Origin of the sequence: Saccharothrix sp. S26 (assembly GCF_021390395.1) — a bacterium.
Lineage (GTDB): Bacteria > Actinomycetota > Actinomycetes > Mycobacteriales > Pseudonocardiaceae > Actinosynnema.
The window spans coordinates 151,158-175,071 of the sequence record NZ_JAJUWT010000020.1; the positions used below are offsets into that span (position 1 = coordinate 151,158).

Consider the following 23,914-nt stretch of genomic DNA (forward strand, 5'->3'; position numbering starts at 1 on the left):
CCGGTGAGAGAGCTGTGCCACATTTCTGGCACCCCGCCCCGCTGACTCCGGTCGGCGACGTTGTCGCAGCGATCGAAACGATTCGATTCAGTGAGCTGCACTTTCGAACAATTCGACGAGCGCGAGAGGTGTGCCGTGGACCCGCTGCCGTTCCGCGATCCGGGTCTGCCGGTCGAGGACAGGGTGACCGACCTGCTCGGCCGGCTGACCGACGAGGAGAAGGTGGCGCTGCTGCACCAGCACCAGCCCGCCGTGCCGCGCCTGGGCCTGGCCGGGTTCCACACCGGCATGGAGGTCCTGCACGGGGTCGCGTGGCTGGGCCCGGCCACCGTGTTCCCGCAAGCCGTGGGGCTGGCGTCCTCGTGGGACCTCGACCTCGTGCGGCGGGTCGGAGAGGCCGTCGGCGTGGAGGCGCGGGGATTCCACCACCGCGACCCGGTCGCGCACGGGCTGAACGTGTGGGCCCCGGTGGTCAACCCGTTGCGCGACCCGAGGTGGGGCCGCAACGAGGAGGGCTATTCCGAGGACCCGACGCTCACCGCGGCGATGGGCACGGCGTACGCGACGGGGTTGCGCGGCGACCACCCGCGTTACCTGCGGACCGCGCCGACGTTGAAGCACTTCCTGGGCTACAACAACGAGGACGACCGCTGCGTCACGTCGTCCGACCTGCGGCCGCGGGTGTTGCACGAGTACGAGCTGCCGTGCTTCCGCGGTCCGGTCGAGGCGGGCGCGGCGGTGGCCGTGATGCCGTCGTACAACCTGGTCAACGGCCGGCCCGCGCACCTGAGCCCGTTGATCGAACAGGAGCTGCGGACGTGGGCGCCGGACGGGCTCGCGATCGTCAGCGACGCCTACGCGCCGTCGAACGTGGCCGGGCTCCAGGCCTACCTGCCGACGCAGGCCGAGGGGCACGCGGCGCTGCTCAACGCGGGCCTGGACAGCTTCACCGACCAGGACGCCGACCCGACGCTGATGATCGAGAGCGTCACCACCGCGATCAAGGACGGCCTGCTGGACTGGTCGGTGGTGGACCGCGCGGTCGGCAACGTGCTGGCGCTGCGGATCCGGCTCGGCGAGTTCGACCCCGCCGACGACAACCCGTACGCCTCGATCACGTCCGACGTGATCGGCACGCACGGCGAGCTGGCGCTGGAGGCGGCGCGGCAGGCGGTCGTGGTGCTGCGCAACGACTCCGTGCTGCCGTTGCGGCGCGGCGCGAAGCTCGCCGTGATCGGCACGCACGCCGACGCGCTGTTCGAGGACTGGTACAGCGGCACCCTGCCCTACCAGGTGACCGTCCGGAGGGGACTGGAGGAGTTCACGTCCTCCGTGGACTGGGCCGAGGGCGCCGACCGGATCGCGCTGCGCGCGGCGGACGGCCGCTACCTCGGCGTGCGCGGCGGCGTGGTGGGACTGGGGGAGCGGGCGCTGTTCGACCGCTTCGACTGGGGCGACGGCGTGTGGACGTTGCGCGACGTGGGCTCCCGCCGCTACCTCGGCGTGGCGGAGGACGGCTCGCTGGTCGCCACCGCGGCCGCGCCCGGCGGCTGGGACGTGCGCGAGCTGTTCGAACCCCGGCTCACCGACGGCGGTGTCGTGCTGCGCAACAAGGTGCAGGGCACCGACACCGAGCCCTTCGAGATGGAACGCGTGGTGGACGGGATCGCGGCCGCCGCCGAGGTGGCGAAGCGGGCCGAGACCGTCGTGCTGGTGCTGGGCAACGACCCCCACATCAACGGCCGCGAGACCCAGGACCGCACGACGCTGCGACTGCCGTCGCTGGACCTGGTGCGGGCGGTGCGCGAGGCCAACCCGAACACGGTGCTGGTGCTGGTGAGCAGCTACCCGTACGCGTTGGACGGCGAGGAGGAGCACCTCCCGGCCGTCGTGTGGACCGCGCACGGCGGGCAGGAGCAGGGCCGGGCGGTCGCCGAGGCGTTGTTCGGCGCGTTCTGCCCGTCGGGCAAGCTCACCCAGACCTGGTACCGCTCCGACGACGACCTGCCCGACATCTTCGACTACGACATCATCCGCGCGGGCGGCACGTACCTGTACTTCACCGGCGAGCCGCTGTTCCCGTTCGGCCACGGCCTGAGCTACACCACGTTCGAGTACTCCGAGCTGACGTGGGCCGACGGCGTGGCCGAGGTGTCGGTGACCAACACCGGCGACGTGGCGGGCGCGGAGGTCGTGCAGCTGTACTCGTCGGCGCTGGACTCGCGGGTGCGCCAGCCGGTGCGCAAGCTCCAGTCGTTCCAGCGGGTGCGCCTCGCGCCGGGCGAGACGGCCGTGGCGCGGCTGCGGACCGACCAGTTGTGGCACTGGGACGTGACCACCGGTCGCCGGGTCGTGGAGGCCGGGCGCTACGAGCTGTGCGCGGGCTCGTCGTCGCGCGACATCCGGTCCCGGCTGGTGGTGGACGTGCCGGGGGAGACGATCGCGCCCCGCGTGGGCGCGCTGCCCGCGCCGGACTTCGACGACTGCGACGGCGTGCGGCTGGTGGACGACGAGGTCGTGTTCACCCGCGAGGGCGCGTGGATCTCCTTCCACGACGTGACACCGGGGTCGTGGTCCGCGCCACCGGGCACCCGGGTCGAGGTCGACGGCACGACGCTCGTGCTGACCGCCGAGACCGCCGGCGTGCGCGTGCGGGAGGTGCGCTGACGTGGTCACCATCGCCGACGTCGCCCGGCACGCCGGGGTCGCGCCCAGCACCGTGTCGTACGTGCTCACCGGCCGCCGCTCGATCTCCTCGGCCACCAAGGCCAGGGTCGAGGCGAGCGTGCGCGCCCTGGGCTACCACCCGCACGCGGGGGCCAGGTCGCTGGCCAGCAACCGCGCCAACGTGCTGGCGCTCGTGCTGCCGATGCGCGAGGGCATGCACATGCCGGTGCTGATGCAGTTCGTCGTCGCGGTCGCCAACGCCGCCCGCCGGCACGACCACGACGTGCTCCTGGTGACCGCCGACCAGGGCGCGGCGGGCCTGCGCCGGGTGGCGGGCAGCGCCCAGGTCGACGGGCTGCTGGTGATGGACGTGGAGATGCACGACGAGCGCGTGCCCGTGCTGCGCGAGCTGGACCGCCCGTCGGTGCTCATCGGGTTCCCCGCCGACGCGGCCGGCCTGACCTGCGTCGACCTCGACTTCGCCGAGGCGGGCTCGCGGTGCGTGGACCACCTGGCCGACCTCGGGCACACCTACGTGGCGCTGGTCGGCGCGCCGCGCGCGGTCTACCAGCGCGACACCGGTTTCGCGCACCGCACCATGGCCGGGTTCAGCGCGGCGGCGATGCGGCGCGGCGTCTCGTCGACCACCCTGCCGACCGAGCCCGACCACGAGTCGGTCCGGGTCGCGATCACCGGCCTGCTGGAACGGCACCCGGCCGTCACGGGCCTGGTGGTGCACAACGAGGCCGCGCTGCCGTCCGTGGTCGAGGTGCTGCGGTCGTTGGGCCGCAAGGTGCCCGACGACGTCGCGGTGATCGCGATCTGCCCGGACGACCAGGCCGAACGGCTGATGCCGCCGCTGACCTCGGTGGCGGTGCCGGCCGAGCAGTTGGGCCACCACGCCGTGGCGCTGCTGATGGCCAAGCTCGACCGCACCCCCACCCCTCCGCTGACGCTGTTGCCGCCCCGGCTCACCGAACGGGCCAGCACGACCCGCTGACCACCCACCGCCCCCGTCCGGAGCGCGTTCGCGCCCGGATTCGAAGCGCTTCGACATGTCAGAGAGGACACCGATGGGTGCGCGTGGGTTCGCCGACGGCTTCCACTGGCGCGACGGCCACCAGGTGGCGCGCGCCGGGGCGTGGGGGCCGGACGCGAACCGGGTGCACGCGGCTCCGACCGGTGTCGGCGATGACGTGTTCGACGTGCCCGACGAGCGACCCGGCACCGGCCTGCCGGCCACGCGCCCGTCGCTCGCGGACTTCCGAGACGACCTGCTCGCCTGGCAGGTGGACGACCAGTTCCAGCTCGGCCCGGACCTCCTCGTCGCCCCGGCCCACCGGCTCGGCCGGCGATCCCGCGAGGTCCACCTGCCGACGGTCGCGCGGTGGACCGACCGCGCGACCGGCGTGCTCCACGAGGGCGGCCCGACGCTCGTGGTCGACGCACCGCTCGACCGCATCCCCCTCTTCGTGCGCCAAGGCGCGCAACTTCCCTGATCCGACACAAAGGGGCGTTCTTCCGATGATTCTCAACCGCAGGGGCTTCCTGACCTTCACGGCGGCGGCCGGCGGCACGCTGCTGGTGGGTTGCGGCGGTCCCGCCACGCAGCACACCGGCACCGCGCTGGGCGAGGACGCGCTGGCCAAGGTGCTGCCGTCCTACGTGCCGGTGGACTTCGCCAAGCCCGACCTGCCCGGGGTGAACGGCTCGACGGCCGGCTACCTGAAGTTCCCCACCGACCTCGTCGACGCGGTCAAGGACAAGGTCCTCAACGGCGGCGAGGTCACCGCGATGACGCCCGCGTTCTGGCCCCTGCCGCCGGGCCTGGGCGAGAACTCCTACTGGGACGCGGTGAACCAGCGCATCGGCGGCGTGGTCAAGTTCGAGCAGGTGCAGGGCCAGGACTACCAGGCCAAGCTGGGCGCGATGGTGGCGGCCAGGCAGGTGCCCGAGATCACCGTCATGCCGACGTTCACCATCCCGCCGCGGTTCAGCGAGGGCGTGGGCCAGGTGTTCGCCGACCTCACCGACTTCCTCAGCGGCGACAAGGTCAAGGACTACCCGCTGCTGGCCAACATCCCGAGCGAGACGTGGCACGCGTGCGTCTACGGCGGCAAGCTCTACGGCGTGCCGTTCCGCGGCGAGCTGTTCCCCGAGACGATCATGTGGCGCAAGGACATCGTCGAGCCGCTCGGCGGGGCCGCGCCGAAGAACGTCGACGAGTTCTTCGCGCTGTGCAAGAAGATCAACGACCCGGGCGCGAACCGGTGGGCGGTCGGCGACGTGTTCCGGTCCATGGTCCGGGTCTTCGGCGACCCCGGCGACTGGAGCCGCGACTCGTCCGGCAAGCTCGTCAACAAGATCGAGACCGACGCCTACAAGGAAGCCGTCAAGTTCACCCGCTCGCTGTTCGAGGCCGGGTTCGTGCACCCGACCATCGTGGCCGGCAACAACACCGGCATCAACGAGCTGTTCGAGGGCGGCCAGATGCTGATCCACCTGGCCGGCATGGGCTACTGGGGCGAGGCGATGCGGCGGCAGCGGCCGAGCAACCCGGCGTTCGGCCTGGAGGCCATGCCCCTGTTCGCACATGACGGCGGCAAGCCCCGCTACGTCGTCACGGCCCCGACGGCCATGGTCACGCTGTTCCGCAAGGATCTCTCGCCCGACCGGATCAAGGAGCTGCTGCGGCTGATGAACTTCGTCGCCGCGCCCGTCGGCACCACCGAGCACTACCTGATCAACTACGGCGTGGAGGGCAAGCACAGCACCCGTGACGCCAACGGCGCACCGGGCCTGAACGACCTGGGCCGCAAGGAGGTCACGCTGACCTACGGGTTCATGTCGGCCCCGCCGGAGACGATCATCGACGCGCAGTACCCCGACTTCGTCAAGGCCAAGCACGCCTGGCTGGCCGACGCCTACGAGCACCAGGTGCGCCCGCCGACGTTCGGCCTGCGCATCGAGGAGCCCGCCGAGTACACGAAGCTGCCCAAGGAGTTCGAGGACCGCACGGCCGACATCCTGCGCGGCCGCAAGCCGGTGTCCGAGGTGGACCAGCTCGCGGCGGACTGGCGCAAGGCCGGCGGCGACAAGCTGCGCGAGTTCTACGACAAGGCCCTCTCCGATGCCGGGCGCTGACCTGTTGGACCGACCGACGGTCGGGACCCGCACGCCGGCAGCCGCCGGCCGGCGTGCGGGGTGGCGGCGCAGGCTGCGACGCGACTGGGTGCTGCTGGTCATGGTGGCGCCCGCCATCGGGCTGCTCACCGTGTTCCACTACGTGCCGCTGCTGGGCAACGTCGTGGCGTTCCAGGACTACTCGCCGTTCGTGGGCATGGCCTACAGCCCGTGGGTGGGCTTCTCGAACTTCGTCCGCATCATGGAGGACCCGGAGTTCTGGTCCGCCACGGTCAACACCCTGGTGATCACCGCGTTCCAGCTGGTGTTCTACTTCCCGATCCCGATCGGCCTGGCGCTGCTGGTGCACAGCCTGCTCAGCCCGCGGCTGCGGATGTTCGTGCAGAGCGTGGTCTACCTGCCGCACTTCTTCTCGTGGGTGCTGGTGATCACGCTGTTCCAGCAGATGCTCGGCGGCGCGGGCGTGCTCAACCAGGTGCTGAGGGCCAACGGCGCGGCGACGTTCGACATCATGACCGACCCGGACCTGTTCATCGCGCTGGTCACGGCCCAGGGCGTGTGGAAGGACGCGGGCTGGGGCGCGATCGTGTTCCTGGCGGCCCTGGCCACCGTCGACACGAGCCTGTACGAGGCCGCGGCGGTGGACGGCGCGGGCCGGTGGCGGCGCATGTGGCACGTGACGCTGCCCGCGTTGATCCCGGTGATCGTGCTGCTGCTGATCCTGCGCCTGGGCGAGGCGCTGACCGTCGGCTTCGAGCAGTTCCTGCTGCAACGCGACGCGGTCGGCCAGGAAGCGGCGGAGGTGCTGGACACCTACGTCTACTTCACCGGCGTGGTGAACGCCGACTTCTCCTACGCGGCCGCGGCGGGCCTGATCAAGGGCGTGATCGGGCTGCTGCTGGTGCTGGCGGCGAACAAGGTGGCGCACATGGTGGGCGAGCAGGGGGTGTACTCGCGATGACGACGACCGCTCCGGCGCGGCGCACGGGGGCCGCGCGCAACCGCCCGGCTTGGGACGAGCCGCCCACTCGGATCGGCCAGACCGCCAAGGGCGTGCTGGTCGGGCTGGTGCTGCTGGCGGTGCTGTTCCCGCTGTGGGTGGTGGTGGTCACCAGCGTGTCGCCCGCGTCGGCCATCACCGAGGCGGGCGGCCTGGTGATCGTGCCGGACGGGTTCAGCCTCGGCGCGTACGCCGAACTGCTCTCCGGCGGCGTGGTGACCAGGTCGGTGCTGGTCAGCACCGGCGTGACGATCATCGGCACGCTGTTCAGCACGGTGGTGACGCTGCTGGCCGCCTACGGGCTGTCGCGGCCCGGGTCGTTCGCGCACCGGCCGCTGCTGTTCCTGGTGCTGCTGACGTTCCTGTTCGGGCCGGGCCTGATCCCGACCTACCTGCTGGTGAACTCGCTGGGCCTGCTCGACACCTACGCGGCGCTGGTGCTGCCGGGCGCGGTGGCGGCGTTCAACCTGGTGGTGCTGCGGTCGTTCTTCATGAACCTGCCGCAGGAGGTCATCGACAGCGCCCGCATCGACGGGGCGAGCGAGTTCGGCGTGCTGACCCGGATCGTGCTGCCGCTGTCCAAGGGCGTCACGGCGGTCATCGCGCTGTTCTACGGCGTGGGCTACTGGAACGCGTTCTTCAACGCCTTCCTGTACCTCAACTCCAACGAGAAGTGGCCGTTGCAGATGGTGCTGCGCACGTACGTGTTGCAGGGCCAGTCGATCCCGGGGGCGAGCGCGGTCGACTCCACCCTGGACCACACGGGCGGGCCCGTCGCCTCGCTCGCGATCAAGATGGCGGTGATCGTGCTCGCGCTGGTGCCCGTGCTGGTGGTCTACCCGTTCGTGCAGAAGCACTTCACCAAGGGAGTGATCGTGGGGGCGATCAAGGGATGACGGGCCTGCGCTACGGCGGCGACTACAACCCGGAGCAGTGGCCGGAGGAGGTGTGGGCCGAGGACGTCGAGCTGATGCGCCGGGCCGGGGTGAACACCGCCACCGTCGGCGTGTTCTCGTGGGCGCGCCTCGAGCCGCGACCGGGTGAGCGCGACTTCGGCTGGCTGGACCGGGTGCTCGACCTGCTGCACGACGGCGGGATCGACGTCTTCCTGGCCACGCCGACCGCGTCGCCGCCGCCGTGGCTCGGGCGCCGCCACCCCGAGACGCTGCCGGTGGACTTCGACGGCCACCGGCTGGCCTACGGCTCGCGCAACCAGTTCTGCCCCTCGTCCCCGGTGTACCGGGAGCACGCGTTGTCGCTGGTGTCCGACCTGGCCCAGCGGTACGCCGACCACCCGGCGGTGGTGATGTGGCACGTGGGCAACGAGCTGGGCCAGGTGTGCCACTGCGACGTGACCGCCGAGCACTTCCGGTCCTGGCTGCGCGAGCGCTACGGCTCGCTGGAGGAGCTGAACGCGGCCTGGCACACCGCGTTCTGGAGCCAGCGCTACGGCGAGTGGGACGAGGTGATCCCGCCGCGCCGGGCGCCGTACCTGATCAACCCGGGCCAGCGGCTGGACTTCGCCCGGTTCTGCTCCGACGCGTTGCTGGAGTGCTTCCTCGCCGAACGGGACGTGCTGCGGCGGTTCACCCCGGACGTGCCGGTGACCACGAACTTCATGGGCCTGCAACAGCCGATGGACTACTGGGAGCTGGCCCGGCACGAGGACGTCGTGTCGCACGACTGGTACCCCGACCCGTTCGACCCGACGGGGCACGTGATGAGCGCGTTGAGCTACGACCTGATGCGGTCGCTGGCGGGCGGGCCGTGGGTGCTGATGGAGCAGGCGGCGAGCGCCGTGAACTGGCGGCGCGTCAACCCGCCCAAGCCCGCCGGTCAGCTGCGCGCGCAGTCCGTGCAGGCGGTGGCGCGCGGCGCGGACGCGGTGTGCTTCTTCCAGTGGCGCGCCTCGCGCGGCGGCGCGGAGAAGTACCACTCGGGGATGGTGCCGCACGCCGGACCCGACAGCCGGGTGTTCCGCGAGGTGGTGTCCCTCGGCGCGGACCTGCGGGCGCTGGCCCCGGTGACGGGCGCGTCGGTGACCGCCTCGGTGGCCGTGGTGCTGGACTGGGAGAGCTGGTGGGCCGCGCAGCTCGACGCGCACCCGTCGGGCGACTTCGACCTGCTCTCCCGGCTGCGCGACTTCTACGAGCCGCTGTTCGACCTCGGCGTGACGGTGGACTTCGCGCACCCGTCGGCGGACCTCTCGGCGTACCGGCTGGTGGTCGTGCCGAACCTGTACCTGGTGCGCGACCCGGAACCGCTGGTGTCCTACGTGGCAGGCGGCGGCACGGTGGTGATGGGCTTCTTCTCCGGCGTGGTCGACGAGCACGACCGCGTGCTGCTGGGCGGGTACCCGGCGCCGTTCCGGCGGATGCTCGGGCTGCGGGTCGAGGAGATGGTGCCGCTCGGCCCGGACGAGGTGCTGACGTGCACGTCGGCGTCTCTGGGTGAGTTCACCGCCGACTTCTGGTACGACGACCTGCGGGCCGAGGGCGCGGAGGTCGTCGCGTCGCTGGCCGACGGTGTGCCCGTGGTGCTGCGCAACGCGTTCGGCGCGGGCACGGCCTGGTACGTGGGCACCCGGCCGTCCGCCGACGCGATGGGGCGCCTGCTGTCCCGCGTGGTCGCGGAGGCGGGCGTCGAACCGGTGCTCCGCCCGCCGCGCGGGGTGGAGGCGGTGCGCCGGGGCGACGTGCTGTTCCTGGTCAACCACGGCGTCGCCGACGTGCGGCTGGACGTGCCGGGCGCGCACGTCGACCTGCTGACCGGCGCGACCGTGACCGACTCCGTCGTGCTGGGGAGGTTCGGCGTCGCGGCCCTCGCCCCGGCGGTCGGTCAGGCTCCCGGCGAGCGGTAGGCGTCGACCCTCGATCCGCTCGACGGTCCGCGAACCGCCGACCGGCCGCGCACCCGCGGGCGGCGCTACGCTCCGGTGGATGAGCGACAACCACGTCGTGGTCATCACCACCACCGACAGCGAGGACGCGGCCGCGGCACTGGCGAAGGCCATCGTGGAGGCGCGGCTGGCGGCCTGCGTGCAGATCGGCGGCCCGGTCCGCAGCGTCTACCGCTGGGACGGCGAGGTGCACGACGACCGCGAGTGGCAGCTGTGGGTCAAGACCGCCTACGACCGGGTGGACGAGCTGACCGAGTTCGTCAAGGCGCGCCACGGCTACGACGTGCCCGAGGTGCTCGCCCTGCCGGTCCTCGGCGGCAACCCCGACTACCTGGCCTGGGTCACCGACGAGACCCGCCGCTGAGGAACGCCGTGATCAGCGCGGCACCCGTGGCGGCCGGCCAGGCGGGTGGCCCGCGCGAGCGGCGACGTGCGGGACGACGTGCCCACCGTGGACCTGCCCACCCTCGCGAACGCCGTCTCGCCGGCCGCCGAAGCCGACCGCCTCCTCACCCTGGCGCTGACCGGCCTGCACCCCCGTGAGCGTTGAACTCGGGGGTCGCGAGCGTAGGACTCACGCGGCGTGGGCGTAGGACTCTCGCGGGTCAGAGGGCCAGGCGGCGGCGGAGCAGGGTGGCGGTGTGGATCGGGTCGGCCGACGAGCCGTGGCGGACCTGGGTGCGGCAGCTGAAGCCGTCCGCCACGATCGCCGTGCCCTCGTCGGCCGACCGCACCGCCGGGAACAACGCCTGCTCACCCACCGCCATCGACACGTCGTAGTGCCCGCGCTCGAACCCGAAGTTGCCCGCCAGGCCGCAGCAGCCCTCCAGCACCGACGCCCGCACCCCGGCCTTGGCCAGCAGCTCGCGGTCGGCGTCCAGGCCCAGCTCCGCGTACTGGTGGCAGTGCGGCTGCACGACCGCCCGCCCGTCCCCCGCGACCGGCTCCACCAGCGGCGACACGTGCTCGGCGAACGTGCGCACCGACTCCGCCAGCCGCACCACGTCCGGGTCGTCGCCCGCCACCTCCAGCGCGTCGGACTTCAGGAACGCCGTGCAGCTCGGCTCCAACCCCACCACCGGCACCCCGTCGCGCGTCCACGGCCGCAGCACGCGAGCCGTCCGCCGCACCACCCGCCGCGCCACGCCCAGCTGACCGGTCGAGAACCACGTCAACCCGCAGCACACCGCGCCCCGCGGCACCTCGACCGCCTGCCCCACGTGACCGAGCACCGCCGCCGCGTCGAACCCGATCCCCGGCTCGAAGTAGTTGGTGAACGTGTCGGGGAACAACAGCACCCGCTCGCCCGCGCCGACCGGCGTGAACCGCGACTGGAACGACCGCACGGGCTTGGGCAGCGGCCGTTGCGGCGCCACGCCGGCGAACCGCCCCCACCGCGCCGTCACCCGGTTGACCAGGCGCAACCGCAGCCACAGCGGCAGCCACCCCATCGAGTAGTGCGCCGCAGGCCGCACCCGCCGCCGGTAGTGGTGGTGCAGGAACTCGGCCTTGTAGGTGGCCATGTCCACGTCCACCGGGCAGTCCCGCTTGCACCCCTTGCAGCCCAGGCACAGGTCCAGCGCGTCCCGGACCTCCTCCGACCGCCATCCGCCGCGCACCACCTGACCGCCCAGCATCTCGAACAGCAGCCGCGCCCGGCCCCGCGTCGAGTGCTTCTCCTCCCTCGTCACCCGGTAGCTCGGGCACATCACCCCGCCCGAGGTGTTCAGGCACTTGCCCACGCCCACGCACCGCCGCGTCGCCGCCGCCAGGTCGCCGCCGTCGGCGCGCAGCGCGAGCGCCGCCCGGGTCGGGATCACCGGCGGCGCGACCAGCACGCGCAGGTCTTCGTCCAGCTTCGCGGGCGCGACGATCCGGCCCGGGTTCATCCGGTTGCCCGGGTCGAACGCCGCCTTGAACCGCCCGAACGCCTCGATCGCGGCCGGCGGGTACATCCGCGGCAGCAGCTCCGACCGCGCCTGCCCGTCGCCGTGCTCGCCGGACAGCGACCCGCCGTGCGCCACCACCAGGTCCGCCGCGTCCTGAAGGAACGACCGGTGCCCGCGCCGGAAGTCGAAGTCGATCCGCACGTGCAGGCAGCCCTCGCCGTAGTGGCCGTAGGTGATGCCGCGCCGCCCGTGCCCGGCCAGCAGCGCGTCGAACTCCCGCAGGTAGGCGCCCAGCCGCTCGGGCGGCACGGCCGCGTCCTCCCACCCCGACCACGCCTCGCCGCCGTCGGGCATCCGGGTCGCCAGCCCCGCGCCGTCCTCCCTCACGCGCCACAGCGCGCGCTGCCGTGCCGGATCGGTCACCACCACCGAGTGCGGTGCGAGCGCGGCGGCCCGGTGCGCCACCGAGTCCTCCGCCGCCTCCACGAACAGCCAGCTCTCGCCGCGGGGCAGCAGCCGCCGCGACTCACCGGCCGCCCGCGCCAGCTCGGCGTTGAGGCCCTCGATCGTGAGCACGTCCAGCTCCCGCAGCTGGGGGGCCAGGTCGGCGGCGTCGTACGGGCCGTCGAAGCCGAGCACCGCCAGCACCCGGCGCGGCGGAGCCTCCACCAGCGCCACGGTCGCCCCGAGCACGGTCACGCACGTGCCCTCCGAGCCGACCAGGGCCCGGGTCAGGTCCGGCAGCGCGTCCAGCCGGTAGCCCGACACCCGCCGGTCCAACGCGGGGAACCACGACAGGTCCACCTCCGGCAGGTCCAGCGGCGGGGGAGTGCGGGTGTCGAACCGGCGCCCGTCGGCCAGCAGCACGTCGAGCGCGCGCACGTTGTCGCTGGTCTTGCCCCAGGCGACGGAGTGCGCGCCGCACGCGTCGTTGCCGATCATGCCGCCGAGCGTGCAGCGGGAGTGGGTGGACGGGTCGGGCCCGAACAGCAGCCCGTGCGGCCGGGCGGCGTCGTTGAGCCGGTCGAGCACCACCCCCGGCTGCACCACCGCGACCCGCTCCACCGGGTCCACCGAGATCACCCGGTCGAGGTACCGGGAGAAGTCGATCACCAGCCCGGAGCCCGCCGAGTTGCCCGCGATCGAGGTGCCCGCGCCGCGGTTGGTGATCGGCACGCCGTGCGCGACGGCCACCCCGACCGCGGCCACCACCCCGTCCACCGACCTCGGCCGCACCACGACCGCGGGCACGTGGCGGTAGTTGGACGCGTCGACGGAGTACAGCGCGCGGTCGCCGGGGTCGGCGAGCACGTCACCGTCCACCTCGGCGCGGAGTTGTTCGACGAAACCGGTCACGGCCCGATTCTGATCCACCCGGCGGCCGATGGTGGCGCGCTCGGGGGTACGGGATAGCCTCGCCCGCATCAACCAGCAGCGATGGGAGCTAGCGTGTCGAGGTCGGTTCTGGTCACCGGCGGCAACCGGGGCATCGGTCTGGCGATCGCGCGGGCGTTCGCCGCGCAGGGCGACAAGGTCGCCGTGACGCACCGCGGGTCCGGCGCGCCCGAGGGCCTGCTCGGCGTCAAGTGCGACGTGACCAGCTCTGCCGAGGTCGACGCGGCGTTCGCCGAGGTCGAGGCGGCGCACGGGCCGGTCGAGGTGGTCGTGGCCAACGCGGGCATCACCGACGACACCCTGCTGCTGAGGATGACCGACGAGCAGTTCAGCCGCGTCCTCGACGCCAACCTGACCGGCGCGTTCCGGGTGGCGCAGCGCGCGTCCAGGGGCATGCTGCGCAAGCGCTACGGCCGGATCGTGTTCATCTCCTCCGTGGTCGGCCTCACCGGCGGCGCGGGCCAGGTCAACTACGCGGCCAGCAAGGCGGGCCTGGTGGGCGTGGCCCGCTCGATCGCCCGCGAGCTGGGCACGCGCAACATCACCGCGAACGTCGTCGCGCCCGGCTTCATCACCACCGACATGACCGACGCGCTGCCCGAGGAGCGTCGCCGGCAGATCCTCGCCCAGGTGCCGTCGGGCCGGTACGGCACGACCGAGGAGATCGCCGCCGCCGTCACGTTCCTGGCCTCCGACGCCGCCGCCTACATCACCGGGGCCGTGCTGCCGGTCGACGGCGGCCTCGGCATGGGCCACTGAGCCACCATCAAGCACAACACCTCGGAGGACGGGTTTCAGTGACGGGACTGCTCGAAGGCAAGCGGCTGCTCGTGACCGGCGTGATCACGGACGCGTCGATCGCCTTCCACGTGGCCAGGGTCGCGCAGGAGCAGGGCGCGCAGGTCGTGCTCACCGGCTTCGGCCGGCTGAGCCTCGTGGAGCGGATCGCCAAGCGCCTGCCGCAGGCCGCGCCGGTGGTCGAGCTCGACGTGCAGAACCAGGAGCACCTGGACACGCTGGCCGACCGCGTGCGCGAACACGTCGACGGCCTCGACGGCGTGGTGCACGCGATCGGCTACGCCCCGCCGTCGTGCCTGGGCGCGCCGTTCATGGACGCGCCCTGGGAGGACGTCGCCACGGCCGTGCACATCTCGGCCTACTCCTACAAGGCGCTGGTCCAGGCCACCCTGCCGCTGATGGGCCGCGGCGCGTCGGTCGTCGGCCTGGACTTCGACGCCCGCCAGGCGTGGCCCGCCTACAACTGGATGGGCCCGGCGAAGGCCGCGTTCGAGGCGATCAACCGCTACCTGGCCCGCGACCTGGGCCCGGAGGGCATCCGGGTCAACCTGGTCTCGGCCGGCCCCGTGCGCACCATGGCCGCCAAGTCGATCCCCGGCTTCGCGCAGCTGGAGGCCATGTGGGGCGAGAAGGCCCCGCTGGGCTGGAACGTGGACGACCCGGAGCCGGTCGCCAAGTCGGTGTGCGGGCTGCTGTCCGACTGGTTCCCCGCCACCACCGGCTCCATGGTGTTCGTGGACGGCGGCGTGCACTTCCTGGGCCTGTAGGCGACTGCTGCGCCCGGGGGCAGGCGGCTGCTCGCGTCGGGGTCGGGAGGCGGCTGCTCGCGCCTGGTAGCCGGTTCGCGCCGATTTGACATGGGTTCGGGTGCTTTGGCCTGCCTGGAGTGCCCGTAAGGGCCCCATGTCAAATCGACGCGAGCCGGCGTGCGCTCCGGGTGTGGCACGACCGGGTCGGCGTGGGTCCGATCACGCCGACCCGGTTGTGCGGCCGGTGCGCGGCGGCGCGAGGATGTCCGGGTGAGTTACGACGCGCTGCTCTGGCTGTCCTTCGGCGGACCGGAAGGACCCGACGACGTCCGCCCCTTCCTGGAGAACGTGACCCGGGGTCGGGGTGTCCCGCCCGAGCGGTTGGACGAGGTCGAGCGCCACTACCAGCACTTCGGTGGCGTGTCGCCGATCAACGCGCTCAACCGGGCCGCGATCGAGGCCGTGCGCGGCCTGGTGGACCTGCCGATCTACTTCGGCAACCGCAACTGGCACCCGATGGTCGAGGACGCGGTGGCGCGGATGAAGGCCGACGGGGTCGAGCGCGCCCTCGTCTTCCCGACCAGCGCCTACGGCGGCTACTCGGCGTGCCGGCAGTACGACGAGGACATCCTCCGCGCCCGCGCGGCGGTGCCGGACGCGCCGGAGCTGGTCAAGCTGCGGCAGTTCTTCGACCACCCGCTGTTCGTGGAGTCGTTCGCGGACGCCGTGCGCGCCGCGGCGGCCGGGTTGCCCGGCGAGGACCGCCGGGTGGTGTTCACCGCGCACTCGGTGCCGGTGTCGGCGGACAAGGCGGCCGGGCCGCCCGACGACGGCGGCCACCTCTACTCGCGCCAGGTCGCGGAGGCGTCCCGCCTGGTCGCCGAGGCCGCGGGCGTGGCCGAGTACGACGTGGTGTGGCAGTCGCGGTCCGGGCCGCCGCAGATCCCGTGGCTCGAGCCGGACATCGTGGACCACCTCGACACCCTCTACGACAAGGGTGTGCGCAACGTGGTCGTCTGCCCGATCGGGTTCGTCAGCGATCACCTGGAAGTGGTGTGGGATCTTGACACCGAGGCCCGCGAACGCGCCCAGGAGCTGGGCATGGGCTACGCCCGCGCGGCCACGCCCAACGACGACCCGCGGTTCGCCCGGCTCGTCGCGGAACTGGTCGCCGAGCACGTGTCCGACGCGCCGGCGCGCAAGCTGTCCGACTTCCCGGCCCTGGGCTGCACGGTCGACGGCGCGTTCTGCGCCACGCGGTGCTGCGAGCCGGCGAAACGCCCGGGAGCGGGCCGGTGAGCGTGGACTTCAGCTGGTCGCCCCGGCCCGCTGACTGGCGTGACGCGCTGCGCACCGCCGTGCCGTTGTACCGGTGGGCGCCGTGGTTCGCCGCGGTGCTCGGCGTGCTGGGCGTCGTCGTGCTGGTGATGGGCATGACGTGGGCGGGCGTGTTCGGGCTCGTGCTGGCTGTGATCATCATCGCACTCGTGCCGGTGGGCACCGCGGTGAACTTCCACAACCACCCCCTCGCCGCGAAGACGGTGACCGGCACGGCGGACGCGCACTCGCTGCGGATGTCCGTCGGCGAGGCCGCCCGCAGCGAGCTGAGCTGGGGCGAGCTGCCCGGCTGGGTGGAGACGGCGCGCGGTTTCGTGCTGAAGACCGGCACGACCGCCGTGTACGCCGTGCCGCACCGCGCGTTCGCCGACGACGAGGCGGTCGGGAAGTTCCGCTCCCTGCTGGTGGAACACGTCGGCCCGGCGGCCTGAACCGCCGCAGGGCCCCCGTACCCTCGGCAGTCGTGTCCTGTGCGAGTGCGACGCTGGTCGTCTGGACGTCAGCCTGGCTGCATGGTGCGGCCGCGGCCGACGACGTCCTCGACGCCCTGGGGTTCTGGGCCGAGCTGCACGAGGTGGTGGCCGACGACGACGGCACCGCGACGGCGCTCGACCTGCCCGGCCCCGACGAAGCCCCGGTGGGCCCCGCGCTGCTGCTGGCGTCGCTGCGCCGCGCGTCCGCCACGACGGCCCGGTTGGTCATCCCCGTGCCCGGTGACGTGCGCGGCCTGGGCGCCAACGGTCCGCTGGGCAAGTCCGCGTTGCGCGCGGGCCAGGCCGCCGTGCTGCCCGACGTGGGCGTGGGGCTGGTGCCGAAGCTCGTCGCCGACGGCGTGATGCGGTGGACGGTGTTCGACCTGCCCGGCGCGCCGGCCGGCGAGCACGTGCCCATCGGCGAGGCCGAGCACGGCCTGGCGTCGGCGATGCGGGAGGCGGCCACCGCGCTGGTGACGCTGGACGTGGCGCGGCACCGGCCGAACGTGCGGGCCGAGATCGCCGCCCTGTCCGCGGAGCACGCCGCGCTGGAGTGGCCCGCCGGGATGCCGTCCCGGGCGCTGCGCGTGCTCCAGCGTGCCGCCGAGGTCGCCGCGATCCTCACCGTGGCGGCGTCCGACGCGCCCGGCGGAGCCGTCTCGGCGACCGCGACGAGGGCGCGGGACGAGGCGTTGCGGCCGTTGTCCGAGGCGGTGCGGCGGGCTCGGCTCGCGGCCGTGGACGAAGCCGTGCGCGTCCTTTCGGACCAGGGGGCCGGCCGCCATTAGGCGGTGACTGCCGTCGAATATTCGACAGGCATTCGGTGATCTTCGAAATGGCCGCTGATCGGGTTGCGCAAATCGCAGTCGAATATTCGACGGCGAGGTTGCTCCGAGGCTGTGCCGGCTTTCGGCTGAACAGGTGATCCGAGCGGACACCGTTCGCGCTCCGAATCGATTCGGTCTGAAGCCGCGCCAGCAATCCCATCGGTGGCTGAAGTACTGTTGCCGCAGGTCAACGGGCCTCGAGCAGGGTACGTGCACGGGTATAGCGACGGATTATGTCCAGGTCAACCCCTCGTCAACACGAGGTGTCGTGCGTTACGGTACGTCTGGGAGCGCTCCCAGTCAGCCGTTTCGGTCTCGCGTCGAACCCGGTCCGGCGAATTCGCTGGGAGCGCTCCCAGATGGCGGGTTGCTCGCAAGGAGGCGATGCATGAGTCTGCGCACGTTCGTACGTTCCCGGAAAATGACCGGGGCATTGGCGGTGACCTCGGTGGCGGCCCTGTCCGTCGCCGGGGTGGTGGCTTCGACCGCCACCGCCAACGCCGCCGCCGGTTGTCGGGTCTCGTACCAGATCAGTAGCCAGTGGCAAGGCGGATTCGGCGCCAATGTCACGGTCACCAACCTCGGTGACGCCATTTCCGGCGGATGGACGCTGGAGTGGGACTTCGCCGCCGGCCAGACGGTCCAGCAGGGTTGGAACGGCACGTTCTCCCAGTCCGGGAGCCGCGTGACGGTCCGCAACCCCTCCTGGAGCCCGAGCCTCGGCACCGGCGCGACGGTCACGCCCGGCTTCAACGGCTCGTGGAACGGGTCCAACCCCGCGCCCACGACGTTCCGCCTGAACGGCACGGTGTGCACGGGTAACGTCAGCAGCACCACGACGACCACCACGACCACCACCACGACGAGCACCACCACGTCGACGACCACCACGACCACCACCGGCAACAACCCGGGTGGCCCGAAGGTCGACAACCCGTACGTGGGCGCGGGCGTGTACGTCAACCCGCAGTGGTCGGCTCGCGCCGCCGCCGAGCCGGGTGGCTCGCGGATCGCGAACCAGCCGACCGGTGTGTGGCTGGACCGGATCAGCGCGATCGCCGGCAACGGCTCGCCGACCACCGGCTTCATGGGCCTGGCGGACCACCTGAACGAGGCCGAGAAGCAGCGCGCGGCCCGTGCGGACGGTCAGTTGGTGTTCCAGTTCGTCGTCTACAACCTGCCCGGCCGCGACTGCGCCGCGCTGGCCTCGAACGGTGAGCTGGGCCCGACAGAGATCGGTCGCTACAAGACCGAGTACATCGACAAGATCGTGAGCATCGTCAGCGACCCGAAGTACGCGAAGCTGCGCATCGTCCCGGTCATCGAGATCGACTCGCTGCCGAACCTGGTGACCAACGTGTCGCCGCGTCCGACCGCCGTGCCGAACTGCGACGTGATGAAGGCGAACGGCAACTACGTCGAGGGCGTGTCCTACGCGGTCGGCAAGCTCGGTGCCATCTCCAACGTCTACAACTACATCGACTCCGGCCACCACGGCTGGATCGGGTGGGGTGACACGGTTCCCGAGTACGACAACTTCTACGCCGCCGCCAAGCAGTTCGCGGCCATCCTGGGCAAGAACGGCGCCACCAAGGACAAGGTCCACGGCTTCATCACCAACACGGCGAACTACTCCGCGCTGAGGGAGCCGTACTGGACGGTCGACGACGTCGTCAACGGCCGCCCGGTGAAGGAGCAGGCGAAGTGGGTCGACTGGAACGACTTCAACGGTGAGCTGGGCTTCGCCACGGCGATGCGCGCCGAGCTCATCAAGCAGGGCTTCGACAGCGGCATCGGCATGCTGATCGACACCTCGCGCAACGGCTGGGGCGGCCCGAACCGGCCCACCGCCAAGTCGACCTCCACGAACCCCGACACCTACGTGAACGAGTCGCGCATCGACCGCCGCTACCAGAAGGGCAACTGGTGCAACCAGGCCGGTGCCGGTCTGGGCGAGCGCCCGAAGGCCGCTCCGGAGCCGGGTATCGACGCCTACGTGTGGATCAAGCCGCCGGGTGAGTCCGACGGTGCCAGCAAGGCGATCCCGAACGACGAGGGCAAGGGCTTCGACCAGATGTGCGACCCGACCTACGGCGGCAACGTCCGCAACGGCAACAACCCGTCGGGTGCCCTTCCCGACGCGCCGCTGTCGGGCCACTGGTTCTCGGCCCAGTTCCAGGAGCTCATGCGCAACGCCTACCCGGCGCTGTGACATCGGGTGACTGACAACTGAACAGCACTGCACACCCGTAGGCGGCGTCCACCCCGGACGCCGCCTACGGGCGTTCATCCGGCCGCCCCTACCGTGACACCGGTGGACATCGGCGAGATCACCGCGCGGTTGACCAGGCGGTTCGGCCCTTCGGTCGCCGAGTGGTGCGCGCGGGTGCCGCAACAGGCGGCCGGGGCCGCCGCCCGCTGGGACCTCGTGTTGGGCGACGTGATGCCGCCGGGCGCGTCGTCGGTCGTGGTGGCGTGCGCACGCGGCGGCGTGCCGTTGGCCCTGAAGCTGAGCCCGGACCCGGTGTTCCTGGCCGAGCAGGCGTCCGCGCTGCGGCACTTCGCCCCGTCCGGTCGCGTGCCCGCGGTCGTGGCCGAAGCCGACGGCGCCCTGCTGATGGAAGCCGTCCAGCCCGGCACCCCGGCGGACGAACTGCCGACCCCGCCGTCACCGCGGCAGTGGGCGGACCTCGTCAGGACCCTGCACGCCGCCCCGGCCCCGGACCACCCCTGGCGCTCCCTGCGCGCCCGCTGCGAGGAGGCCTACGCCCGAATCGGCCGCCGCCTTCCGGAGCCCTCGGTGGCCGACCACATCTCCACCGAAACCTGGACCCGCGCCCAGCACCGCTGCCGCGCCCTGCTCGACACCCAACCGCAAGTCCTGCTGCACGGCGACCTCCACCTGGGCAACGTCCTGGACGGCGGCCGCACGCTGGTGGCCATCGACCCCAGGCCGTGCGTGGGCGACCCGTGCTTCGACGTCGTGGACTACGCCCTGGCCGCCGCGGGCCACGAGGGCGTACCCGCCCGCGCCACCGCCGTCGCCCGAGCCGCGTCCCTGGACCCCGACCGCCTGCACGAGTGGTGCCGGGCCCTGGCCCCGATGATCGCCATCGCCCACCTGGACCACGACGCCGCCCGGACCGAACTCCTCACCCTGGCCCGCTGACACCCCGGTCTGCCGGAGCCCTGCCCGCCGACCGCAGCCCGCGTACTGCTCGACATCGGCGATGCCACTGGGTTCAAGTCCCCAGGGACACCCCAGGGGACCCCTGTTCTCATTCTCCCAGAGAGGTCCGACAATTCCGGGTCCGTTGGGGAGTTCCGGTGGAAAACGCGAGGTGGAGTGGCTCCACGTCGACCGAAGGCCCGTCAGTGCGTAACTTCGGTGGGGTGACCTCTGACCTTCCCACCACCGCAGGCGCCCTCCGCGCGGCCGGTTACCTGCCGCGCGGGGTCAAGGCCGAGATCCGGGAGAACCTCCTGGCCGCCCTCCGCGACGGGCGCGACCCGTGGCCCGGCATCGTCGGCTTCGACCGGACCGTCCTGCCGCAGTTGGAGCGGGCCCTGCTCGCGGGCCACGACGTGGTGCTCCTCGGCGAGCGCGGGCAGGGCAAGACGCGGCTGCTGCGCACGATCGTCGGCCTGCTGGACGAGTGGACGCCGGTGATCGAGGGCGCCGAGCTGAACGAGCACCCGCTCGACCCCATCACGCCCGAGTCGAAGCGCCGCGCGAAGGAACTCGGCGACGACCTGCCCGTCACGTGGAAGCACCGCGACGAGCGGTTCGCCGAGAAGCTCGCCACGCCCGACACCAGCGTCGGCGACCTGGTCGGCGACGTCGACCCGGTCAAGGTCGCCCAGGGCCGCAGCCTCGGCGACCCGGAGACCATCCACTACGGCCTGCTGCCCCGCTCCCACCGCGGCGTCATCGCCGTCAACGAGCTGCCCGACCTGGCCGAACGCATCCAGGTGGCGCTGCTGAACGTGATGGAGGAGCGCGACATCCAGATCCGCGGCTACACGCTGCGGCTCCCGCTGGACGTCCTGCTCGTCGCCACCGCCAACCCCGAGGACTACACCAACCGCGGCCGGATCATCACGCCGCTCAAGGACCGCTTCGGCGCGGAGATCCGCACCCACTACCCGCTGGAGATCGGCGCGGAGATCGACCTGGTCCGCCAGGAGGCCCACCTGGTCGCCGAGGTCGGCGACCACCTGCTGGAGGTCATCGCCCGGTTCGTGCGGCACCTGCGCGAGTCGTCCTCGATCGACCAGCGCTCCGGCGTGTCGGCCCGCTTCGCGGTCGCGGCGGCGGAGACGGTGGCCGCGAGCGCCCTGCGCCGCAGCGCGCTGATCGGCGAGAACCCGCCCGTCGCCCGGCCGGTCGACCTGGAGTCGGTGCCCGAGGTGCTGCGCGGCAAGCTGGAGTTCGAGGCCGGGGAGGAGGGCCGCGAGCAGGAGGTGCTGGTCCACCTGCTGCGCCGGGCCGTCGCCGACACGGCGCGCTCCACGTTCGCGGGCATCGACCTGCGGCCGCTGGCCGAGCTGGTGTCCGACGGCCACCCGGTCGCCACCGGTGAACGGGTGCACGCGGGCGACCTGCTGGCCGCGCTGCCCGAACTGCCCGTGCTGCACGACGTGGCGCAACGGGTCGGTGCCGGGCCGAAGGACTCGGTGGGCCGCATCGCGTCGGCGGTCGAGCTGGCGCTGGAATCGCTCTACCTCACCCGTCAGCTGGCCAAGGACAGCGACGACGACCGAACGGTGTACGGATGAGCGGCTACCGGTACGGCCGGTACGTCGACGGGCCCGACCCGCTCGCCCCGCCGACCGACCTGCGCGCGGCCATGGACGAGCTCGGCCGCGAGGTGATGGAGGGCGCCTCACCCGCCTCGGCGCTGCGCGAGCTGCTGCGCCGCGGCCTGCCCGGCACGCGCGGCCTGGACGACCTGACCGCGCGGCTGTGGCAGAAGCGCGCCGCCCTCACCCGGCGGCACCGGCTGGACGGCACGTTGCAGGAGATCCAGCGGCTGCTGGAGGAGGCGTTGCGGGCCGAACGGGCGGCGCTGTTCCCCGACCCGGACGACGAGGCGCGGTTCCGCGAGGCCCAGCTCGACGCGTTGCCGCAGTCGACCGCCGCGGCCGTGACCGAGCTGGCCGAGTACGACTGGCGCTCGCCGCAAGCCCGCGAGTCCTACGAGAAGATCCGCACCCTGCTCGGCCGCGAGCTGATGGACCAGCGGTTCCAGGGCATGAAGCAGGCCATGGAGAACGTCCGGCCCGAGGACGTGCGGCGCATCCAGGCCATGCTCGACGACCTCAACGGCCTGCTCGCCGCCCACGCCGCCGGCGAGGACACGGCCGAGCGGTTCGAGCGGTTCATGCGCGAGCACGGCGAGTTCTTCCCGGAGAACCCGAAGTCGGTGGACGAGCTGATCGACGCGCTGGCCGCCCGGTCCGCCGCCGCGCAGCGCATGATGAACTCGATGTCGGAGCAGCAGCGCCAGGAGCTGTCGGCGCTGTCGCAGCAGGCTTTCGGCGACTCCGGCGTCGGCGCGCAGTTGTCGCAGCTGGACGCCTTGTTGCAGGGGCTGCGGCCGGGCGAGGACTGGAACGGCTCGGCGCGGTTCCGCGGCAACAACCCGCTGGGGCTGGGCGAGGGCGCGCAGGCGATGGCGGACCTGGCCGAGCTCGACGCGCTGGCCGAGCAGCTCGCGCAGTCCTACCCCGGCGCGCGGCTGGAGGACATCGACCTGGAGGCGCTGGTCCGCCAGCTCGGCGCCGAGGCGGGGGTGGACGCGCGCCGGCTGGCCGAGCTGGAACGCGAGCTGCGGGCGCAGAACCTGCTGGAACGCGCGCCGGACGGCTCGCTGCGGCTGACGCCGAAGGCGTTGCGGCGGTTGGGCGAGACGGCGTTGCGCGGCGTGCTCGACCGGGCCCGTGAGCAGGGTCAACGGGACAACTCGTCCGCCGGCGCGGCCGGTGAGCTGACCGGGTCGACCCGGCCGTGGCGGTTCGGCGACACCGAGCCGTGGAACGTGCCACGGACCGTCACCAACGCGGTGCTGCGCTCCGCGGGCGGCCCCGTCCGGCTCGACGTGGTGGACGTCGAGGTCAGCGAGACCGAGCAGCGGTCACGCGCGGCGGTCGCGTTGTGCGTGGACACGTCCTGGTCGATGGTGCAGGACGGCCGGTGGGTGCCGATGAAGCGCACCGCGCTGGCGCTGCACCACCTCGTGCGCACCCGGTTCCGCACCGACGCGCTGGAGCTGATCACGTTCGGCCGGCACGCCGAGACCGTCGACATCGGCCGCCTCACCGCCCTGGAAGGGGTGTGGGAGCAGGGCACGAACCTGCACCACGCGCTGCTGCTGGCCGGTCGGCACGTGCGCAAGCACCCCGACGCGCAGCCCGTGGTGCTGGTGGTGACCGACGGCGAGCCGACCGCCCACCTGGAGGCGACCGGCGAGGCGGAGTTCCACTACCCGCCGTTGCCGCGGACCATCGGCAAGACCCTGGTCGAGGTGGACGCGCTGGCCAGGCTGGGCGCGTCGATCACGGTGTTCCGGCTGGGCGACGACCCGAGGCTGACCAGGTTCGTGGACGCGGTGGCCAGGCGCTCCGGCGGCCGGGTCGTCGCGCCGGACGAGGACGGCCTGGGCGCGGCCGTGGTCAGCGACTACCTCAGGGCCCGCAGGCGCCGCTGACCGCCGAGGTGGCGCGTCCCCGACC

General features: G+C 72.5%; 19 protein-coding genes. 18 read left to right on the top strand and 1 reads right to left on the bottom strand.

Annotation, left to right across the window (positions count from 1 at the left end; translation table 11 throughout):
* Positions 1-135 precede the first annotated feature (135 nt).
* From LZG04_RS29455 to LZG04_RS29495, 9 genes are all read left to right on the top strand, one after another.
* Entirely contained in the window at positions 136-2,667 is a 2,532-nt protein-coding gene (locus tag LZG04_RS29455) for a beta-glucosidase (protein WP_233822909.1), read from the top strand.
* 1 nt (position 2,668) lies between these two features.
* Complete coding sequence (locus LZG04_RS29460) at positions 2,669-3,667, top strand: LacI family DNA-binding transcriptional regulator (protein ID WP_233822910.1); 999 nt, start codon at positions 2,669-2,671, stop codon at positions 3,665-3,667.
* Between the two features lie 73 nt (positions 3,668-3,740).
* Positions 3,741-4,166 (top strand): TIM-barrel domain-containing protein, encoded by a 426-nt coding sequence (locus LZG04_RS29465; RefSeq protein WP_233822912.1) that lies wholly within the window; start codon positions 3,741-3,743, stop codon positions 4,164-4,166.
* A 25-nt stretch (positions 4,167-4,191) separates the two neighbouring features.
* Positions 4,192-5,811, top strand: a complete 1,620-nt coding sequence (locus LZG04_RS29470; RefSeq protein WP_233822914.1) for an extracellular solute-binding protein — start codon at positions 4,192-4,194, stop codon at positions 5,809-5,811.
* Positions 5,798-6,772, top strand: a complete 975-nt coding sequence (locus LZG04_RS29475; RefSeq protein ID WP_233822916.1) for a sugar ABC transporter permease — start codon at positions 5,798-5,800, stop codon at positions 6,770-6,772. The genes LZG04_RS29470 and LZG04_RS29475 overlap by 14 nt, the downstream gene beginning before the upstream one ends.
* The gene (locus LZG04_RS29480; RefSeq protein WP_233822918.1) at positions 6,769-7,707 is read left to right on the top strand and encodes a carbohydrate ABC transporter permease; all 939 of its coding nucleotides are present in this window, start codon (positions 6,769-6,771) and stop codon (positions 7,705-7,707) included. The genes LZG04_RS29475 and LZG04_RS29480 overlap by 4 nt, the downstream gene beginning before the upstream one ends.
* Positions 7,704-9,671 carry a beta-galactosidase gene (locus LZG04_RS29485; protein ID WP_233822920.1) on the top strand — a complete coding sequence of 656 codons (1,968 nt, stop codon included), beginning with the start codon at positions 7,704-7,706 and terminating at the stop codon, positions 9,669-9,671. The genes LZG04_RS29480 and LZG04_RS29485 overlap by 4 nt, the downstream gene beginning before the upstream one ends.
* Positions 9,672-9,750: 79 nt before the next feature.
* Positions 9,751-10,074 carry a divalent-cation tolerance protein CutA gene (gene cutA, locus LZG04_RS29490; RefSeq protein WP_233822922.1) on the top strand — a complete coding sequence of 108 codons (324 nt, stop codon included), beginning with the start codon at positions 9,751-9,753 and terminating at the stop codon, positions 10,072-10,074.
* Positions 10,075-10,119: 45 nt separating this feature from the next.
* Complete coding sequence (locus tag LZG04_RS29495) at positions 10,120-10,260, top strand: hypothetical protein (RefSeq protein ID WP_233822924.1); 141 nt, start codon at positions 10,120-10,122, stop codon at positions 10,258-10,260.
* 55 nt (positions 10,261-10,315) lie between these two features.
* Here LZG04_RS29495 and LZG04_RS29500 read toward each other — a convergent pair whose 3' ends face one another.
* Positions 10,316-13,024 carry an FAD-binding and (Fe-S)-binding domain-containing protein gene (locus LZG04_RS29500; RefSeq protein ID WP_374202913.1) on the bottom strand — a complete coding sequence of 903 codons (2,709 nt, stop codon included), beginning with the start codon at positions 13,022-13,024 and terminating at the stop codon, positions 10,316-10,318.
* Positions 13,025-13,048: 24 nt separating this feature from the next.
* On the opposite strand from LZG04_RS29500, the gene LZG04_RS29505 reads away from it, so the two are divergent.
* The 9 genes from LZG04_RS29505 (at position 13,049) to LZG04_RS29545 (ending at position 23,889) form a co-directional block, all read left to right on the top strand.
* A complete protein-coding gene (locus LZG04_RS29505) occupies positions 13,049-13,753 on the top strand; it encodes a beta-ketoacyl-ACP reductase (protein ID WP_308199395.1) in 705 nt (234 codons plus the stop codon).
* A gap of 38 nt (positions 13,754-13,791) precedes the next feature.
* On the top strand, positions 13,792-14,559 hold the full coding sequence (fabI, locus tag LZG04_RS29510; RefSeq protein ID WP_233822931.1) for an enoyl-ACP reductase FabI: 768 nt from the start codon (positions 13,792-13,794) through the stop codon (positions 14,557-14,559).
* A gap of 252 nt (positions 14,560-14,811) precedes the next feature.
* Positions 14,812-15,840, top strand: coding sequence for a ferrochelatase (locus LZG04_RS29515; RefSeq protein ID WP_233822933.1), 1,029 nt, complete (start codon positions 14,812-14,814; stop codon positions 15,838-15,840).
* A complete protein-coding gene (locus LZG04_RS42725) occupies positions 15,837-16,310 on the top strand; it encodes a YcxB family protein (RefSeq protein ID WP_233822935.1) in 474 nt (157 codons plus the stop codon). The genes LZG04_RS29515 and LZG04_RS42725 overlap by 4 nt, the downstream gene beginning before the upstream one ends.
* Positions 16,311-16,342: 32 nt before the next feature.
* Positions 16,343-17,140: a hypothetical protein gene (locus LZG04_RS29525; RefSeq protein WP_233822937.1), complete on the top strand. Its 798-nt coding sequence runs from the start codon at positions 16,343-16,345 to the stop codon at positions 17,138-17,140.
* A 460-nt stretch (positions 17,141-17,600) separates the two neighbouring features.
* On the top strand, positions 17,601-19,391 hold the full coding sequence (locus tag LZG04_RS29530) for a glycoside hydrolase family 6 protein (protein WP_233822939.1): 1,791 nt from the start codon (positions 17,601-17,603) through the stop codon (positions 19,389-19,391).
* A gap of 102 nt (positions 19,392-19,493) precedes the next feature.
* Positions 19,494-20,348 carry an aminoglycoside phosphotransferase family protein gene (locus LZG04_RS29535; protein WP_233822942.1) on the top strand — a complete coding sequence of 285 codons (855 nt, stop codon included), beginning with the start codon at positions 19,494-19,496 and terminating at the stop codon, positions 20,346-20,348.
* A gap of 224 nt (positions 20,349-20,572) precedes the next feature.
* Entirely contained in the window at positions 20,573-21,958 is a 1,386-nt protein-coding gene (locus tag LZG04_RS29540) for a sigma 54-interacting transcriptional regulator (protein ID WP_233822944.1), read from the top strand.
* Positions 21,955-23,889 (top strand): VWA domain-containing protein, encoded by a 1,935-nt coding sequence (locus LZG04_RS29545; protein ID WP_233822946.1) that lies wholly within the window; start codon positions 21,955-21,957, stop codon positions 23,887-23,889. The genes LZG04_RS29540 and LZG04_RS29545 overlap by 4 nt, the downstream gene beginning before the upstream one ends.
* The last annotated feature ends 25 nt before the right edge of the window (positions 23,890-23,914 follow it).

Excerpts from the sequence above, each read along its gene's own strand:
- LZG04_RS29465 (WP_233822912.1), top strand. The coding sequence starts at position 3,741 with ATGGGTGCGCGTGGGTTCGCCGACGGCTTCCACTGGCGCGACGGCCAC.
- LZG04_RS29470 (WP_233822914.1), top strand. The coding sequence starts at position 4,192 with ATGATTCTCAACCGCAGGGGCTTCCTGACCTTCACGGCGGCGGCCGGC.
- LZG04_RS29475 (WP_233822916.1), top strand. The coding sequence starts at position 5,798 with ATGCCGGGCGCTGACCTGTTGGACCGACCGACGGTCGGGACCCGCACG.
- LZG04_RS29480 (WP_233822918.1), top strand. The coding sequence starts at position 6,769 with ATGACGACGACCGCTCCGGCGCGGCGCACGGGGGCCGCGCGCAACCGC.
- LZG04_RS29485 (WP_233822920.1), top strand. The coding sequence starts at position 7,704 with ATGACGGGCCTGCGCTACGGCGGCGACTACAACCCGGAGCAGTGGCCG.
- cutA (WP_233822922.1), top strand. The coding sequence starts at position 9,751 with ATGAGCGACAACCACGTCGTGGTCATCACCACCACCGACAGCGAGGAC.
- LZG04_RS29500 (WP_374202913.1), bottom strand. The coding sequence starts at position 13,024 with ATGCGGGCGAGGCTATCCCGTACCCCCGAGCGCGCCACCATCGGCCGC.
- LZG04_RS29530 (WP_233822939.1), top strand. The coding sequence starts at position 17,601 with ATGACCGGGGCATTGGCGGTGACCTCGGTGGCGGCCCTGTCCGTCGCC.
- LZG04_RS29545 (WP_233822946.1), top strand. The coding sequence starts at position 21,955 with ATGAGCGGCTACCGGTACGGCCGGTACGTCGACGGGCCCGACCCGCTC.